The sequence below is a fragment of the Citrobacter sp. wls710 genome (assembly GCF_005281115.1).
In the GTDB taxonomy this organism is placed as follows: domain Bacteria; phylum Pseudomonadota; class Gammaproteobacteria; order Enterobacterales; family Enterobacteriaceae; genus Citrobacter; species Citrobacter werkmanii.
In genome coordinates this window covers 23,084-37,177 of record NZ_SZXD01000040.1, presented here as the reverse complement: position 1 = coordinate 37,177, position 14,094 = coordinate 23,084, and the positions used below count along the sequence as shown (strand labels likewise).

General features: G+C 52.4%; 18 protein-coding genes. 6 read left to right on the top strand and 12 right to left on the bottom strand.

The features are described from left to right. Positions 1–13 precede the first annotated feature (13 nt). Entirely contained in the window at positions 14–1,300 is a 1,287-nt protein-coding gene (locus tag FDX14_RS19435) for a TRAP transporter large permease (RefSeq protein WP_003839607.1), read from the top strand. Positions 1,301–1,391: 91 nt separating this feature from the next. Here the strand turns inward: FDX14_RS19435 and ridA are convergent, their stop codons facing one another. The 4 genes from ridA to pyrL all read right to left on the bottom strand — a co-directional run bounded on the left by ridA (position 1,392) and on the right by pyrL (position 3,403). Then, positions 1,392–1,778, bottom strand: coding sequence for a 2-iminobutanoate/2-iminopropanoate deaminase (ridA, locus tag FDX14_RS19430; protein WP_000047544.1), 387 nt, complete (start codon positions 1,776–1,778; stop codon positions 1,392–1,394). Between the two features lie 76 nt (positions 1,779–1,854). After that, positions 1,855–2,316 (bottom strand): aspartate carbamoyltransferase regulatory subunit, encoded by a 462-nt coding sequence (gene pyrI / locus FDX14_RS19425; RefSeq protein WP_003025816.1) that lies wholly within the window; start codon positions 2,314–2,316, stop codon positions 1,855–1,857. 13 nt (positions 2,317–2,329) lie between these two features. Beyond that, positions 2,330–3,265: an aspartate carbamoyltransferase gene (gene pyrB, locus FDX14_RS19420; protein WP_038636743.1), complete on the bottom strand. Its 936-nt coding sequence runs from the start codon at positions 3,263–3,265 to the stop codon at positions 2,330–2,332. 36 nt (positions 3,266–3,301) lie between these two features. After that, positions 3,302–3,403 carry a pyr operon leader peptide gene (gene pyrL, locus FDX14_RS19410; protein ID WP_003025819.1) on the bottom strand — a complete coding sequence of 34 codons (102 nt, stop codon included), beginning with the start codon at positions 3,401–3,403 and terminating at the stop codon, positions 3,302–3,304. Between pyrL and FDX14_RS19405 the strand changes: the two genes are divergently transcribed. Then, positions 3,383–3,505 (top strand): hypothetical protein, encoded by a 123-nt coding sequence (locus FDX14_RS19405; protein WP_087857458.1) that lies wholly within the window; start codon positions 3,383–3,385, stop codon positions 3,503–3,505. The two genes, pyrL and FDX14_RS19405, sit on opposite strands and share 21 nt — an antisense overlap. On the opposite strand, the gene FDX14_RS19400 is transcribed toward FDX14_RS19405, so the two are convergent. From FDX14_RS19400 to arcA, 5 genes are all read right to left on the bottom strand, one after another. Continuing rightward, on the bottom strand, positions 3,502–3,981 hold the full coding sequence (locus FDX14_RS19400; RefSeq protein WP_042312701.1) for an arginine repressor: 480 nt from the start codon (positions 3,979–3,981) through the stop codon (positions 3,502–3,504). The genes FDX14_RS19405 and FDX14_RS19400 overlap by 4 nt on opposite strands. A 144-nt stretch (positions 3,982–4,125) precedes the next feature. After that, positions 4,126–5,529 (bottom strand): YfcC family protein, encoded by a 1,404-nt coding sequence (locus tag FDX14_RS19395; RefSeq protein ID WP_042312700.1) that lies wholly within the window; start codon positions 5,527–5,529, stop codon positions 4,126–4,128. A 55-nt stretch (positions 5,530–5,584) separates the two neighbouring features. Beyond that, positions 5,585–6,589, bottom strand: coding sequence for an ornithine carbamoyltransferase (gene argF, locus FDX14_RS19390; protein WP_137350082.1), 1,005 nt, complete (start codon positions 6,587–6,589; stop codon positions 5,585–5,587). Positions 6,590–6,643: 54 nt separating this feature from the next. After that, positions 6,644–7,576 (bottom strand): carbamate kinase, encoded by a 933-nt coding sequence (gene arcC, locus FDX14_RS19385; protein WP_137350081.1) that lies wholly within the window; start codon positions 7,574–7,576, stop codon positions 6,644–6,646. A 9-nt stretch (positions 7,577–7,585) separates the two neighbouring features. Further along, positions 7,586–8,806 (bottom strand): arginine deiminase, encoded by a 1,221-nt coding sequence (gene arcA, locus FDX14_RS19380; protein WP_038636756.1) that lies wholly within the window; start codon positions 8,804–8,806, stop codon positions 7,586–7,588. A 672-nt stretch (positions 8,807–9,478) separates the two neighbouring features. Between arcA and FDX14_RS19375 the strand changes: the two genes are divergently transcribed. Further along, complete coding sequence (locus FDX14_RS19375) at positions 9,479–9,931, top strand: YhcH/YjgK/YiaL family protein (RefSeq protein WP_137350080.1); 453 nt, start codon at positions 9,479–9,481, stop codon at positions 9,929–9,931. Positions 9,932–10,031: 100 nt separating this feature from the next. Here the strand turns inward: FDX14_RS19375 and argF (FDX14_RS19370) are convergent, their stop codons facing one another. Continuing rightward, positions 10,032–11,039: an ornithine carbamoyltransferase gene (argF, locus tag FDX14_RS19370; RefSeq protein WP_137350079.1), complete on the bottom strand. Its 1,008-nt coding sequence runs from the start codon at positions 11,037–11,039 to the stop codon at positions 10,032–10,034. Next, positions 11,009–11,104, bottom strand: a complete 96-nt coding sequence (gene argL / locus FDX14_RS25780; protein WP_371414783.1) for a putative translational regulatory protein ArgL — start codon at positions 11,102–11,104, stop codon at positions 11,009–11,011. Before argL ends, argF (FDX14_RS19370) begins: the two co-directional genes overlap by 31 nt. Positions 11,105–11,202: 98 nt before the next feature. On the opposite strand from argL, the gene rraB reads away from it, so the two are divergent. From rraB to FDX14_RS19355, 3 genes are all read left to right on the top strand, one after another. Then, positions 11,203–11,628, top strand: coding sequence for a ribonuclease E inhibitor RraB (gene rraB, locus FDX14_RS19365; protein WP_042312689.1), 426 nt, complete (start codon positions 11,203–11,205; stop codon positions 11,626–11,628). Positions 11,629–11,679: 51 nt separating this feature from the next. Then, on the top strand, positions 11,680–12,438 hold the full coding sequence (miaE, locus tag FDX14_RS19360) for a tRNA isopentenyl-2-thiomethyl-A-37 hydroxylase MiaE (RefSeq protein WP_042312687.1): 759 nt from the start codon (positions 11,680–11,682) through the stop codon (positions 12,436–12,438). A 168-nt stretch (positions 12,439–12,606) separates the two neighbouring features. Next, a complete protein-coding gene (locus tag FDX14_RS19355; RefSeq protein WP_137350078.1) occupies positions 12,607–13,437 on the top strand; it encodes a topoisomerase II in 831 nt (276 codons plus the stop codon). A gap of 26 nt (positions 13,438–13,463) precedes the next feature. On the opposite strand, the gene FDX14_RS19350 is transcribed toward FDX14_RS19355, so the two are convergent. Beyond that, entirely contained in the window at positions 13,464–13,967 is a 504-nt protein-coding gene (locus tag FDX14_RS19350; protein WP_042312683.1) for a GNAT family N-acetyltransferase, read from the bottom strand. Positions 13,968–14,094 lie beyond the last annotated feature (127 nt).

Below are 14,094 nucleotides of genomic sequence, written 5' to 3'. Positions count from 1 at the left end.
TTAAGGAAAGCAGATGGATGCATTTATTCTCGTCTTTACGCTTGGCATTATGTTGGCGATTGGGGTACCGGTAGCGTACGCGGTTGGCATTAGCGCCATCATTGGAGCCTGGTATATTGATATTCCGCTGGAAGCAGTAATGATCCAACTGACCAGCGGAGTAAACAAGTTTTCGCTACTGGCGATCCCATTCTTTATTCTGGCCGGGGCAATCATGGCAGAAGGGGGAATCGCGCGCCGCCTGGTGAATTTTGCCTATATTTTCGTTGGCTTTATCCGCGGTGGGCTGTCGCTGGTAAACATCGTCGCCTCGACCTTTTTTGGCGCAATTTCAGGATCGTCGGTGGCCGATACCGCTTCTATCGGTTCAGTGATGATCCCGGAGATGGACAAAAAAGGCTACCCGCGCGATTTTGCCGCGGCAGTAACCGCCAGCGGCTCGGTGCAGGCGATCCTCACGCCGCCCAGCCATAACTCGGTTATCTACTCGCTGGCAACGGGCGGGACGGTGTCGATTGCCGCGCTGTTCATCGCCGGGATCCTGCCGGGCCTGTTGCTGAGCTTTAGCCTGATGGTGATGTGCGTGGCTTTTGCCCATAAACGCGGTTATCCAAAAGGGGAGCGCGTACCGTTTCGCCAGGCGCTGAAGATTTTCGTCGATACGCTGTGGGGATTAATGACGGTGGTGATCATCATGGGCGGGATCCTGTCAGGTATCTTTACCGCCACGGAATCCGCGGCGATTGCCTGTCTTTGGGCCTTCTTTGTCACCATGTTTATCTATCGTGACTATAAATGGTCTGAGCTGCCGAAGCTGATGTTCCGCACGGTGAAGACGGTCACTATCGTCATGATCCTGATAGGTTTTGCCGCCGCGTTTGGGGCCGTCATGACTTATATGCAGTTGCCGATGCGGATTACCGAAGCCTTCACCAGCATCTCGGATAACAAATATGTCATCCTGATGTGCATTAACATCATGCTGCTGCTGATCGGTACGCTGATGGACATGGCACCGCTGATCCTGATCCTGACGCCGGTGCTACTACCGGTGACCAACGCGCTCGGCATTGATCCGGTCCATTTTGGCATGATCATGCTGGTGAACTTAGGGATCGGTCTGATTACGCCGCCGGTGGGGTCGGTGCTGTTTGTGGCCAGTGCGGTGAGTAAGCAGAAAATCGAGCAGGTGGTGAAGGCGATGCTGCCATTCTACCTGGTGCTGTTCCTGGTGCTGATGCTGGTGACGTACATTCCGGCGATTTCGCTATTCCTGCCGAAACTGTTTGGCGTGATGTGATAAATGCCCGGGAGCGCTCGCGCTTACCGGGCCTGTAAACTACGCTTGCGTAGGCCGGATTACGCGAAGCCGCCATCCGGCACAAGCAGATTTAGCGACGAACTGCGATCGCTTCAATCTCGATTTTCACGTCTTTCGGCAGACGGGCAACTTCCACGCAAGAACGCGCCGGGAAGGTCGCGTTGTGCTCAGTGAAGAACGCTTCGTAGGTGGCGTTGACGGTAGCGAAATCGTTCAGGTCTTTCACGAAGACGGTCGTTTTTACGATGTCGCCCACTTTCAGACCTGCTGCTTCAACGATAGCTTTTACGTTTTCCAGCGACTGACGCGCCTGAGCGGACACGTCTTCCGCTACGGCGCCGGTTTTCGGATCGACCGGGATCTGACCGGAAGTGATTACCATGCTACCCAGGTCAACACCCTGTACGTATGGGCCGATTGCTGCTGGTGCATTTTCCGTCGCGATAGTCTTGCTCATGATTTCTCCTGAATTACAGCGGTAATAGAATGTTCCCGCTCATTATAGGGAGCCGGGATCTCATAACCAACCCAAATTAGTTGGCCAGCACCACATAATGCGAAAACTCTTTTTCACAGTATTTGCATTTGAGTGCGATGTCATCAGCACGCTTTTTCACTGCAAAACTGGAAGAAACCGGCTCAGCATGACTGATACAGTTGCTGTTCGGGCACACCAGCACGTTGTCGATGCGCTCTGGCAGACTCGGACGTGATTTACCCACAACATCGTAATCGTCAATGCGGTTCACCGTTGCCTGCGGGGCATACAGAGAGAGCTGGTTAACCTGCTCGTCGGTCAGGAAGGTATTTTCAATTTTAATCAAGTCTTTACGACCCATCTCACCGGACGGCAGGTTCAGACCGATGGTGATTCGCTGGTCGGTTTCTGTCAGCTTGAACAGCGTCAGCAATTTAAAACCAACCTGTGCGGGAATATGGTCAATCACGGTGCCACGTTTGATGGCTTCAACCTGCAGTTTGTTATCGTGTGTCATCTCTTTTTCTCCCTTACAGTGCCAGTTCGCTATTCAGTACCAGTGCCAGTAACGCCTGGCGGGCGAAGATGCCGTTGCCAGCCTGCTGGAAATACCAGGCGTGCGGCGTCTTATCGACGTCGGTGGTGATTTCATCAATACGCGGCAGCGGATGTAGTACCTTCATGTTGGCTCTGGCGCCGTTCAGGTCGCTGGCGCGCAGGACAAACTGTGCTTTCACGTTGGCGTATTCGGATGGGTCCAGACGCTCTTTTTGTACGCGGGTCATATAGAGGATATCGACCTCCGCCATTACCTCTTCGATAGTGCCATGCAGGCTCCAGGCGATGCCCTTTTCAGTCAGCATATCCAGAATGTATTGCGGCATGGCCAGCGCATCCGGGGCAATGAAGTAGAAGCGGTTGCCTTCAAATTTCGCCAGCGCCTGAGTTAAGGAGTGGACAGTGCGGCCATATTTCAGATCACCCACCATGGCGATTTGCAGATTGTCCAGGCGGCCCTGTGTTTCCTGGATGGTAAACAGATCCAGCAGCGTTTGGGTTGGATGCTGGTTAGAGCCGTCGCCCGCGTTAAGAACCGGAACGTTACCAGAGAATTCTGTTGCCAGACGCGCGGCGCCTTCCTGCGGATGACGCATGACGATGGCGTCGACATAGGTGCTGATGACGGAAATGGTGTCAGCCAGCGTTTCGCCTTTTTTGCCCAGAGACGTGTTGCTGCTGTCAGAGAAACCTACCACGCTGGCGCCCAGACGGTGCATAGAAGTTTCAAAGGATAGACGGGTGCGGGTGGACGCCTCAAAGAAACAGCTGGCGATGACCTTATGCTTTAACAGCTCCGGCTGTGGGTTCGCTTTTAATTTCGCCGCCGTTGCGAGGACCAGATTGAGGTCATCGCGGCTGAGGTCGTTTATGGAAATGATGTGTTTTTGATAGAGCGGGTTAGCCATGTTTATCTCCTGACGCCTGGGCAAAAAAAAAGCCCCTCAATTGAGGGGCTCGGAATGGGTGATCAACGGAAAGAAAAACGGCAGGCCAGCGTCCTTTTTCAGACGCGGTAAGACAAAATGTCGTACACACTGAACCATACATCCTCCCGGCAAATTGTCCGCGATTATACTCAGCTACGTTATGGGATCAAGCGAAAAATGCACGATTTATTCATCGCAAACGGTTCTTCTGAATTTTAATTCATTTTAAAGAGATAATTAATCTGCTTGTGAACCAGGCCCGTTCGCTGCACGACGCGCGGCGCGACCCAGACGATACTGCTACCGGCAATGACGCCCAGAACTTCCGGCAAGGCGTGATAATCGAGGATTCTGGCAACCGCGCGACCATATCCTGCTGCGGTGTGAATGAGGATAAACTCGCTATTGTGTTCTATGCTGACCACCATTTCAGCGATCGATCGCGCGGCATCTGGAGCGGGTCGTGACTGAGGATTCACAGAATAAATTTTTTGCCCTTTTGTGTTTCTTATTTTTATGGCCCCGAGCAACTTCAGCAAACGAGACACCGTCGACTGACTAATACTGGTAAAGCCGTGGCTTTGCAGGTCGCGACGCAGCGCTTCCTGAGACAGGTAGCTTTTTTCGCTAATCAGGCGCTGACACATCGCCAGCTGTTTTTGCTCTTTGGCAGAGTAATCATCGAATTCCTTCATAAAATCACCTTATATTTCTTATCTGTATCAATGCGATGGCGAAATTCACCACATTTGCAGTATCAATAACGGCTCAAACGGGCGGTTGTGCAGAAAAACGAGAGAACGATCAAAAAAGCCGCCGATATCCGACGGCTAAAAGGGTTACAGCATCGCGCCGATACTCAGGACGACCATGTTCAGTAACGTCAAAATGAGCAGTAACGGAGCGACCCATTTCAGGTAACGCACATAGGGAACGCGCGCGATGGCCAGCCCACCCATCACAACCGCAGATGTGGGTGTAATCAGATTCACAATGCCGGAAGCGGATTGATACGCGGTGACGACCAGATCCCTCTGTACATGCGCGAAGTCGGCCAGCGGGGCCATAATGGGCATGGTGAGGACCGCCAGCCCAGAGGACGATGGGACCAGGAAGGAGAGCAAAACTTCCAGCCAATAGGTCACATTGATGAAAATGGTGGTGGAAAGGCCGGAGACTAAATTTTCAGCGCTGTGCAGAATGGTGTGAGTGATCATGCCGTTATCCATCACCACGACGATGCCGCGCGCAATACCGATAATCAGCGCCACGCCAAGCAGATCCCGCGCACCGTCAATGAACGTACTGGTAAATGCCTCTTCACTCATGCGGGCGATTACGCCGACGATAATCGCAGCAGCCAGAAAAACACCGGATATTTCTGCCATCCACCACCCGAGTACCGCTACTCCATAGATCATTACCGCAAAGGCGGCGGCGAAAATCAGCAGGATCCATTTCCGCGTTGCCGTGAATTCCAGATTGGTATTGGCGCGACTACCGAGAAAATGGGCGCGGTTTTCCTCCATTTTATCCGCCACGATAGACAGCTCAGGATGGCTGCGAACTTTCCGGGCATAGCGCATGACCCACACCACACAGATCACATAGCCGATGACCAGCAGCAGAATGCGCATCAGCATTCCCTGAGTGAAGGGGATCCCGGCAGCATTGGCAGCGATAACCGTTGCGAAAGGGTTAATTGTCGAACCGAGTGTGCCGATACCTGCGCCGAGCAAAACGGTCGCAGCAGCAACCAGTGGATCAAAGCGGGCCGCCATCATCACCGGGACGAGCAGCGTGTAAAAAGGAAGCGATTCTTCCGCCATCCCGTAAATCGTACCTCCGGCGGCGAAAAGTCCCATCAGGATGGGGATCATCCACTCTTCTTTGCCGTTAAGCCTGACCGTCACGCGTTCGATACCGGCGTCGATGGCCCCCGTTTTGTTTACTACGCCGAGAAACCCGCCGATGATCAGGACAAACAGCGCCACATCAATGGCGCCAGCGGTGTAGGTCTCGTGATTATAAAGACCGTCAATCGGTGCCAGCAGTACAGCGGTAATACCTTGGGGATGCGCCTCGGTGGGGGCATAAGTCCCGGCAACCGGCACTTCTTTGCCCAGGGTCGCATTCATCGCCATCTGATATTTCCCTGCCGGGACAATCCAGGTCATAACAGCGACGAGTGCAATAAGAATAAACAGGATGGTATACGCGCTGGGAAATTTGAATTTGCCCATGATGTTCTCCGGATAACTCGGGCATATGCCGTCAGGCGACATATGCCCGCAGGGGTTAGTCGCCGAGTGTCGCTACCATGACCGCTTTAATGGTATGCATCCGGTTTTCTGCTTCGTCGAAGACGATGGAGTGTGCTGACTCGAACACCTCCTCCGTGACCTCAAGCCCTTTCAGGCCGTAAGCCGCTTCGATTTCACGTCCAACTTTGGTGTGTTCGTTATGGAAGGCGGGCAGACAGTGCATAAATTTCACATTGGGGTTGCCGGTTGCGTTGATGACTCGCTGGTTAATCTGATAAGGCGTCATCAGGCTTACGCGTTCTGCCCATGCCTCTTTGGGTTCGCCCATGGAGACCCAGACATCGGTATAGAGGAAATCCACGTCGTAAACGCCTTCCTCAACGTCCTCCGTGAGCGTAATGCGCGCGCCCGTCACGCCGGCGATCTCACGGCATTCGGTAACCAGTTTTTCATCCGGCCAGAAGGATTTAGGGGCGACGAGGCGGATGTCCATCCCCATTTTCGCCGCGCCAACCATCAGCGAATTACCCATGTTATTGCGGGCGTCACCGAGGTAGGCGAAGCTCAGTTCAGGTAAGGTTTTGCCCGGCGCGTGTTCCAGCATGGTCATCAGATCCGCGAGGATCTGCGTAGGGTGAAATTCGTTGGTCAGCCCGTTCCATACCGGAACACCGGCGAACTGCCCCAGTTCTTCTACGATCTCCTGGCCATATCCGCGATATTCGATGCCGTCGTACATACGGCCTAACACGCGGGCGGTATCTTTCATCGATTCTTTGTGACCAATCTGTGAGCCGCTTGGGCCGAGGTAGGTCACCTGTGCGCCCTGATCAAAAGCGCCAACTTCAAAGGCGCAGCGGGTGCGGGTTGAGGTTTTTTCGAAGATTAGCGCGATATTTTTACCGACCAGCGTCTGTCTTTCGCGTCCGGCCTTTTTCGCCGTTTTTAATTCGATAGCCAGATCGATCAGGTACTGGATCTCTGCCGGGGTGTAGTCGAGCAGTTTAAGAAAATTGCGATTTTTTAAGTTAACAGTCATCAGAATGTCCTTATGTAGGCCGGATAAGGCGCAGGCGCCATCCGGCAAAATGGGTCACGCGTCGTAAGCAATGGTTTCGGGCCGAATCAATGTGCCTTTCTCTCCCGAGAGAATGGCCGGACCGTCGGCCAACGAGCCGATGCCTGCTATCCCATGGCATTGAGAGACAAAATTCGCGCAGGCGGTAACTTTTGGACCCATAGAACCGGCGTCGAACTGCATCTCGCCGAGTATCTCGGGGGTGACCTGAGCCAGAGGGCGCTGGGTGGGTTTGCCCCAGTCGAGGTACACCGCGTCGGCATCGGTCAGGATGAGCAACGCATCAGCATGAAGCTGGCTGGCGAGCAGGGCGGCGGAGAGATCTTTGTCGATCACGGCTTCAATACCGTGGTAGCCATCGGCCTTTTCCACGACCGGCACACCGCCGCCGCCGTTGCAAATGACCAGATGATCGCGGACGATCAACGCCTGGATCGCGTCACTTTCAACAATGCGTTTGGGCTGCGGAGAGGGCACAACGCGACGGAACGCTTTACCATCGGCTTTGAAAACCCAGCCTTTTTCCACCTGCAATGCATTGGCCTGGGTTTGGTCGTAAATGGGGCCGATATATTTGGTGGGATTGCTGAAGGCCGGATCGTGGGCATCGACTTCAACTTGAGTCAGCAGGACGCTAATTTCTCGCTGTGGAAGCTGGTTTTTCAGCGCCTGTTGCAACATATAGCCAATCATTCCCTGACTTTCCGCGCCGAGAATGTCGAGCGGATAGGGGGTGACGCTGGCGTAAGCGCTATTTTGCAACGCCAGCAGTCCAACCTGTGGGCCATTGCCGTGTACCAGAATCACACGCCACTGTTGCGTAAGCCGGGCGATGGTTTTTGCCGCCAGCTCAATATTCTTACGTTGGATGTCTGCTTCCAGCGGCTCGCCGCGTTTGAGCAGCGCGTTGCCGCCCAGAGCCACAACCAGGGTCGGTTTATTTTCCATGACGTCTCCTTAAATACCGTCGCGTTCCAGCGGGCAGCTCATGCAGCGCGCGCCGCCGCGTCCGCGTCCAAGTTCGTCGCCAGGAATGGGTAAAACGGTGATACCGGCTTTGTCGTATTTCTCGTTGGTCCAGATATTGCGCTCGTAACCCACAACCACACCGGGACGTAGCGTCAGGACGTTGTTGGCGTCATTCCACTGTTCACGTTCGGCTTCGAAGGCGTCACCGCCGGTGGTAATCAGGCGAATTTGATCGAGCCCCAGCGCTTTTTCCAGGGCATGAACCAGCGTACTTTCCTGCGTCCGTTTCAGGCCGCCGCGCCCGTCCGGCGTCAGAGTCCAGCACTGCACGTCCGGGCGCACCACTTCCGGGTAGACAGAGAAGGTATCGATATCGATGTGGGTCATCACGGTGTCGAGATGCATACAGGAACGATGCTTAGGCAGTTCGACCGCGATGACGCGCTCTGCCTGGCGATGCTTGAAGAGTGACTGGGCAAGGAACTCGATTCCCTGTGGCGTGGTGCGCTCAGACATGCCAATAAGTACCGCACCGCGACCAATGACCAGCACATCGCCACCTTCTAATGTGGCGTGGTCATAATTAATATTTTCATCACCGAAGTATTTAATAAACTCACCATCGGCGAATTGCGGGTGCCAACGGTAAATCGCCCGCAGATTATTAGTTTCTCGTTGCCGGGCGGTTTTAGCCATCGGATTAATCGACACGCCGTTATATATCCAGCAGGAGGTGTCACGCGTAAATAAATGGTTGGGCAATGGCTTCATAATAAAATCATTAATATCATGAGTATCAACCACCATATTTTTGATTGACGCTGGGATTTCGCCATAGGTCAGCCCGCCGCTTAAATGCCGTGCCAGTTCCCGGTGCTGCATGTCCGCAAGCCAGGCGCGGACATCGGCGGCGAAAGTGGGGCCAAGGCGATAATCAGAAATTTGCGTATCCAGCAGCCAGCTTTTAGCGTCTGGAATATCCAGAGTTTGTGTCAATAAATCAGTGAGTAACAGAACCTCGATTCCCTCCTGACGCAGCGTGTTGGCGAAAATGTCGTGCTCTTCACCTGCACGTTCTACCGAAAGCACATCATCAAAAAGCAGCTCCTGACAGTTGGATGGCGTCAGCCTTTTTAAGCTGAGATTAGGGCGATGCAGCATCACGCTACGTAATTGACCGATTTCAGAACCGACATAATGCTTTTCCATCATTATTCCTTTAATACGATTTTAAAAAATAAAGAGGAGATGGCTGCAAATGCAATTTATTGCAGTCATGATTTTTCAGCTGATTTCAGAATCTATATTTAGATCTTATTTAATACGGAAACGTGATTTGTTTCACAGTCGGTTCGATATTTGAATTTGCTTTCCTAATATATGAGATGGCTCTGAGATTTTAAAAAATAATAAATACGATAACTGAATTGCTACGCATGAATATGTCTTGTTATTTATCTATGTTAATTTTATGTACGTTTTTCAAAACATATGAATTTGCTAGTTAATTGATTTTTATGTGTTTTTTATTATGTGGTGAATGTTTATGCGATTCTGTGATTCTATTATTTGTATAGGGAAATGTATTGCCAAATAAATATGGCGGTGAACAAAGAGAGCGAAGCAGGTGCGAATTGTGATCGATAGCTGGTTTTTATCATAAAACTTTCAAAAACAGTAGCTTATTCACCAAGAGAAAAATAAGGGGGCGAGAGTTATGCAGTGTTTATGCATAACCTGATGCGTGAGATTAACAACTATATAACATCATCAGCGATAAACATGCGTTGCCGCAAAATATCGGTAATTAGGAGTGGTATGGCAGGCCTTTTTTACGTATAACAACGAAAATGAAACGATGTTTTAATTAAGGGGTTTGAGATGATTGTCGGCAATATTCACAACCTGGATGCCTGGCTGCCGGAAGAGCTGCGTCAGGCGATTGAGCACATTAAAACGCATGTCACGGATGCGACGGAAAAGGGTAAGCACGACATCGATGGTGATCGCCTGTTTTATCTGATTGCCGAAGATATGACGGAGCCGTTTGCACAGCGCCGTGCCGAATATCATGCCCGCTATCTGGATATTCAGATCCTGCTCAAAGGGCAGGAAGGCATGGCCTTTAGTACGCAGCCTGCGGGCGCGCCGGAAACTGACTGGCTGGCGGATAAAGATATTGCCTTCCTGCCGGAAGGGGCACAGGAGAAAACGGTGGTGCTGAACGAGGGTGACTTTGTGGTGTTCTATCCGGGGGAAGTGCATAAACCGCTGTGCGCAGTCGGCGCTCCGGCGCTGGTACGCAAAGCGGTGGTTAAGCTGTTGGTTGAGTGATGGACCGTAGGCCTGATAAGCGCAGCGCCATCAGGCACAACGGGGCAGATTGCCGGATAAGATGCTTAGCATCGCCATCCGGCAAATCAATCATGCAACGTTATTTTTTGGAAAGCGTCGCCACCATTACCGCTTTAATAGTGTGCATCCGGTTTTCCGCCTGATCAAATACGATGCTGGCGGGTGACTCAAAGACTTCGTCGGTCACTTCCATCCCGCCGTGCAAACCGTACTGTTGCGCCATTTGTTTGCCAAGCGTGGTTTGATCATCATGGAACGCGGGCAGGCAGTGCAGAAATTTCACCTGCGGATTGCCGGTGAGCGCCATCATCGCGCTGTTTACCTGATATTTGCGCAGCAGCGCAATACGCTCGGCCCACTTCTCTTTCGCTTCGCCCATTGACACCCATACGTCGGTGTAGATGAAGTCTGCACCTTTTACGCCCGTGGCGATATCTTCGGTCAGCGTAATATTGCCACCGTTTTTCTGTGCCAGCGCTTTGCATTCTGCCACCAGACTCTCTTCCGGCCAGCAGGCCTGCGGTGCAACCAGACGCAGATCTAACCCGGTTAACGCGGCGGCTTCCAGCATTGAATTGCCCATATTGTTACGGGCATCGCCGGTATAGACCAGCGTCATCTCATTAAATGCTTTACCCGGCAGGTGTTCCTGCATAGTTAACAGATCCGCCAGTAACTGGGTGGGATGAAACTCGTTAGTTAATCCATTCCACACCGGCACACCGGCATATTCCGCCAGCGTTTCCACCACTTCCTGACCGTGACCCCGATACTGAATACCGTCGTACATACGGCCAAGCACGCGGGCAGTATCTTTAATCGACTCTTTATGTCCAATCTGGCTGCCGCTTGGCCCGAGATATGTCACACGAGCGCCCTGATCGTATGCGGCAACTTCGAAAGAGCAACGAGTACGAGTCGAGTCTTTTTCGAAGATGAGCGCGATATTTTTACCGGTGAGTTGAGCCACCTCTGTGCCGTTTTTCTTATCTGCCTTGAGCTGTGCGGCGAGCTTGAGCAGTGACGTGAGTTCAGCAGAGGTGAAATCGAGCAATTTCAAAAAGTGCTTCTGATAAAACGTAGACATGGTTTCCTCACATGGCTTAAGCCATTTATTGAATTAAAATTCAATTTATATGGATGTTTATTCATTTGCAACCTTGTTTAACAAATCTTTCCTGGAAAGGTGGAGGCAATGACAGCGGTATGTGACAATAAGAGTATCGGCAGGACATTATGAGGAACGAGCCATGGCAAACCCGGAACTACTGGAAGAGCAGCGTGAAGAAACACGCTTGATTATTGAAGAGTTACTCGAAGATGGCAGCGATCCAGACGCGCTGTACACCATTGAGCATCACCTTTCCGCGGACGACTTTGAAACCCTGGAAAAAGCGGCAGTAGAAGCCTTCAAGCTGGGTTATGAAGTGACCGAGCCGGAAGAGCTGGAAGTGGAAGAAGGCGACACGGTTATTTGCTGTGACATCCTCAGCGAATGCGCCCTGAATGCCGAGCTGATTGACGCGCAGGTTGAGCAACTGATGAACCTGGCTGAAAAATTTGAAGTGGAATACGACGGTTGGGGCACTTATTTTGAAGACCCGAACGGCGAAGAAGGTGAAGACGGCGACGATGAAGACCTCGTCGACGAAGATGATGACGGCGTGCGTCACTAAGTCATCTGCTGACCTGCGGTAGCACAGGCTGCCGCAGGCCAAGGACAACGTATGGATTACCCGCAAATACTCTCCCCGATCCACAACTTCCTGAAATGCAAAACGCCCCAGGCCTGGCTTGATAAAGCGCGAGACCCGGCGAATCTGCCGCTGTTATTGACCGATCACCTCGTCTGCGAACTGAAAGCGGCGCAAACGGCAATGCTGCTGGTGCGTAAGTATGTCGCGGATAAACAGGGATCGCAGGCGCTGTTGGACTGGCTGAAACCCTATGAAGCGTTTGCTTTCAGAGAAGGGGATGAGCCGGATTTTATCGCGCTGAATAAACAGATAAGCAAAAGCGTCATGCCGCAGACCGACGACCCGTGGGGACGAAAGCTTATCGACAGCATGGTGTTGCTGATTAAAGAAGAGCTACATCACTTCTCGCAGGTACGCGAGGCGATGATGAGCCGCAATATTCCTTACATCAAAATTACCGCCAGCCGTTACGCCAAAGGCATGCTCAAAGAGGTACGCACCCACGAGCCGCTGACGCTGATCGACAAGCTGATTTGCGGGGCGTATATCGAAGCCCGCTCCTGTGAACGTTTTGCCGCGCTGGCACCGTATCTGGAGGCTGATTTGCAGGCGTTTTATCTGTCGCTGCTGCGATCCGAGGCGCGGCACTATCAGGATTATCTGGCGCTGGCGCAGCAGGTTTCTGCTGATGATATCAGCGACCGGGTGCGATTTTTTGGCGAAGTCGAAGCCGCGCTGATTACCTCTCCTGACGACGAGTTCCGCTTTCACAGCGGCGTACCGGCTTGATTCTTTCCGTGACGTGCGGTGTTCAATCATCGCGCGTATTACCTCTTCCCCCATTTCCGCTAGCAAAATCTGGTGGCTGGAAATCGCTCGCCGCTGCCGTAATAATCAAAACACACGAAGGGGGAAATATATCCCCTTACCAGAGATTGTTTTGCATAAGGATGGTTAATGAACTGGGCACACGTATGGTTAGCGGGATATATCGGGGTGGTGATTGCCATCGTCGTTGGCATGTTTCGTAAAAAAGGCTGGCTGGGCAAGATCTCAGGCGCGGTGGTCTTTGTGGTGGCGATTATTGCGTGGAATCTGTTTGATGTGCACTACCTGATCCCACGTGAAAACCCGGATTATGGTCTGACCGAAGAGCAGCAGTTTGAAAAGGCGATGCTCTCTAATCCGGCGTTTCAGGTGATTAAGGAACAGGAGCCCGCGCTGACACAAAAAATTATCAGCCAGGCAGCGCAGATGAAGAAAGCGGGGAGCAGCGAACAGCAGGTTATCGACGCGATACAGCCGCAGATTCTTCAGTTGCAGATGGCACGATTGCAGCAAGCTCCTGATGCCAATGTCATTGAATATATGAAAATTAATCTTGAGCAGATCGCCGCCGTGGCCAAAATAGGTGATGACGAATGCTTCCGCTTCCTGTTTCCGGCAGTAAAAGGGGGGATTAACCCGGCACGTCTGATTCCGCATGAGATCATGAACCGTCGTATGGCGAGTGATATGAGTATGATGCGTGCTGCCTATGGTCCGAACAAACATACGGTCACGGCAGAAGAGAAACAGCTGGCGTTGCAGGATCTGCAAGCAATAAGTCCTGGACTAGTACAGCGCTATGGACCGGATATTCAAATCATGGCCGATCCGACTAAAGCTGTCGGCAAAGAGAAGATTGCCTGTGAGATAGTGCAGGATCTCTGGTCACAGGTGTTGAAGCTGCCGACCGCGCGTTCGGCCGGCGTGATTCGTCTGATGCTTTCAGCTGAGATGCAGTAAGGTTGCCATAGCCCCTCAGCGTAAGGTCAGAGGGGCTTTAACATCCGTACTTCACAATCCACGTGCCCGGTGCAGCCCAGCGCTTCGCTGATATGCTCAAAGCCTAAATGTTCATACAGGCGAATAGCCTCGGTCAGAAACGCGGTCGTTTCCAGATAGCACTGCTTGAAACCCTGCTCACGGGCGTGATCCAGCGCCATCAGCGCCAGCTTTTTCGCCAGCCCCTGGCCGCGTACGCTCGACAGGAAATACATCTTCTGCAGCTCGCAAATGTCCGGCTCGCTACAGCCTAACGGCGCGACGCCGCCGCCGCCCACCACCTGACCATTCTGCTCAACGACCCAATAGGCCGCGCCCGGCTGGCTGTAAACCTGGAACAGCTCATCCAGATTAGGGTCGGCGACGGTATAGCCTTTATCAGCGGTAAGCCCGTATTCGGCGGAAACCTGGCGAATAACGCGGGCGATGGCGGCGTTATCGTCGGCGGTAAGACGACGCAGCGTCGCAAAGGCAGGGGTAGTGACACTCATAGCGAACTCATGACATAAATGTGGAACATATGCAGTTAATACCACTGCGGTGAGGGGAAGCGCAAGCGAGGATAATTCAATAAAAAGCCTCTGAGCGAGGACGCCAGAGGCTTTTTAATCGTCAGTA

What these genes read in the sequence shown, in the direction of transcription:
- FDX14_RS19395 (WP_042312700.1), bottom strand. Translation starts at nt 5,529, where the DNA reads ATGGGCAAATTCAAATTTCCCAGCGCGTATACCATCCTGTTTATTCTT.
- FDX14_RS19355 (WP_137350078.1), top strand. Translation starts at nt 12,607, where the DNA reads ATGAACTGGGCACACGTATGGTTAGCGGGATATATCGGGGTGGTGATT.
- FDX14_RS19350 (WP_042312683.1), bottom strand. Translation starts at nt 13,967, where the DNA reads ATGAGTGTCACTACCCCTGCCTTTGCGACGCTGCGTCGTCTTACCGCC.
- ridA (WP_000047544.1), bottom strand. Translation starts at nt 1,778, where the DNA reads ATGAGCAAGACTATCGCGACGGAAAATGCACCAGCAGCAATCGGCCCA.
- FDX14_RS19405 (WP_087857458.1), top strand. Translation starts at nt 3,383, where the DNA reads ATGTCGTACACACTGAACCATACATCCTCCCGGCAAATTGTCCGCGAT.
- arcC (WP_137350081.1), bottom strand. Translation starts at nt 7,576, where the DNA reads ATGGAAAATAAACCGACCCTGGTTGTGGCTCTGGGCGGCAACGCGCTG.
- pyrI (WP_003025816.1), bottom strand. Translation starts at nt 2,316, where the DNA reads ATGACACACGATAACAAACTGCAGGTTGAAGCCATCAAACGTGGCACC.
- arcA (WP_038636756.1), bottom strand. Translation starts at nt 8,806, where the DNA reads ATGGAAAAGCATTATGTCGGTTCTGAAATCGGTCAATTACGTAGCGTG.
- argF (WP_137350082.1), bottom strand. Translation starts at nt 6,589, where the DNA reads ATGACTGTTAACTTAAAAAATCGCAATTTTCTTAAACTGCTCGACTAC.
- argL (WP_371414783.1), bottom strand. Translation starts at nt 11,104, where the DNA reads ATGAATAAACATCCATATAAATTGAATTTTAATTCAATAAATGGCTTA.
- argF (WP_137350079.1), bottom strand. Translation starts at nt 11,039, where the DNA reads ATGTCTACGTTTTATCAGAAGCACTTTTTGAAATTGCTCGATTTCACC.
- pyrL (WP_003025819.1), bottom strand. Translation starts at nt 3,403, where the DNA reads ATGGTTCAGTGTGTACGACATTTTGTCTTACCGCGTCTGAAAAAGGAC.
- miaE (WP_042312687.1), top strand. Translation starts at nt 11,680, where the DNA reads ATGGATTACCCGCAAATACTCTCCCCGATCCACAACTTCCTGAAATGC.
- FDX14_RS19375 (WP_137350080.1), top strand. Translation starts at nt 9,479, where the DNA reads ATGATTGTCGGCAATATTCACAACCTGGATGCCTGGCTGCCGGAAGAG.
- FDX14_RS19435 (WP_003839607.1), top strand. Translation starts at nt 14, where the DNA reads ATGGATGCATTTATTCTCGTCTTTACGCTTGGCATTATGTTGGCGATT.
- FDX14_RS19400 (WP_042312701.1), bottom strand. Translation starts at nt 3,981, where the DNA reads ATGAAGGAATTCGATGATTACTCTGCCAAAGAGCAAAAACAGCTGGCG.
- pyrB (WP_038636743.1), bottom strand. Translation starts at nt 3,265, where the DNA reads ATGGCTAACCCGCTCTATCAAAAACACATCATTTCCATAAACGACCTC.
- rraB (WP_042312689.1), top strand. Translation starts at nt 11,203, where the DNA reads ATGGCAAACCCGGAACTACTGGAAGAGCAGCGTGAAGAAACACGCTTG.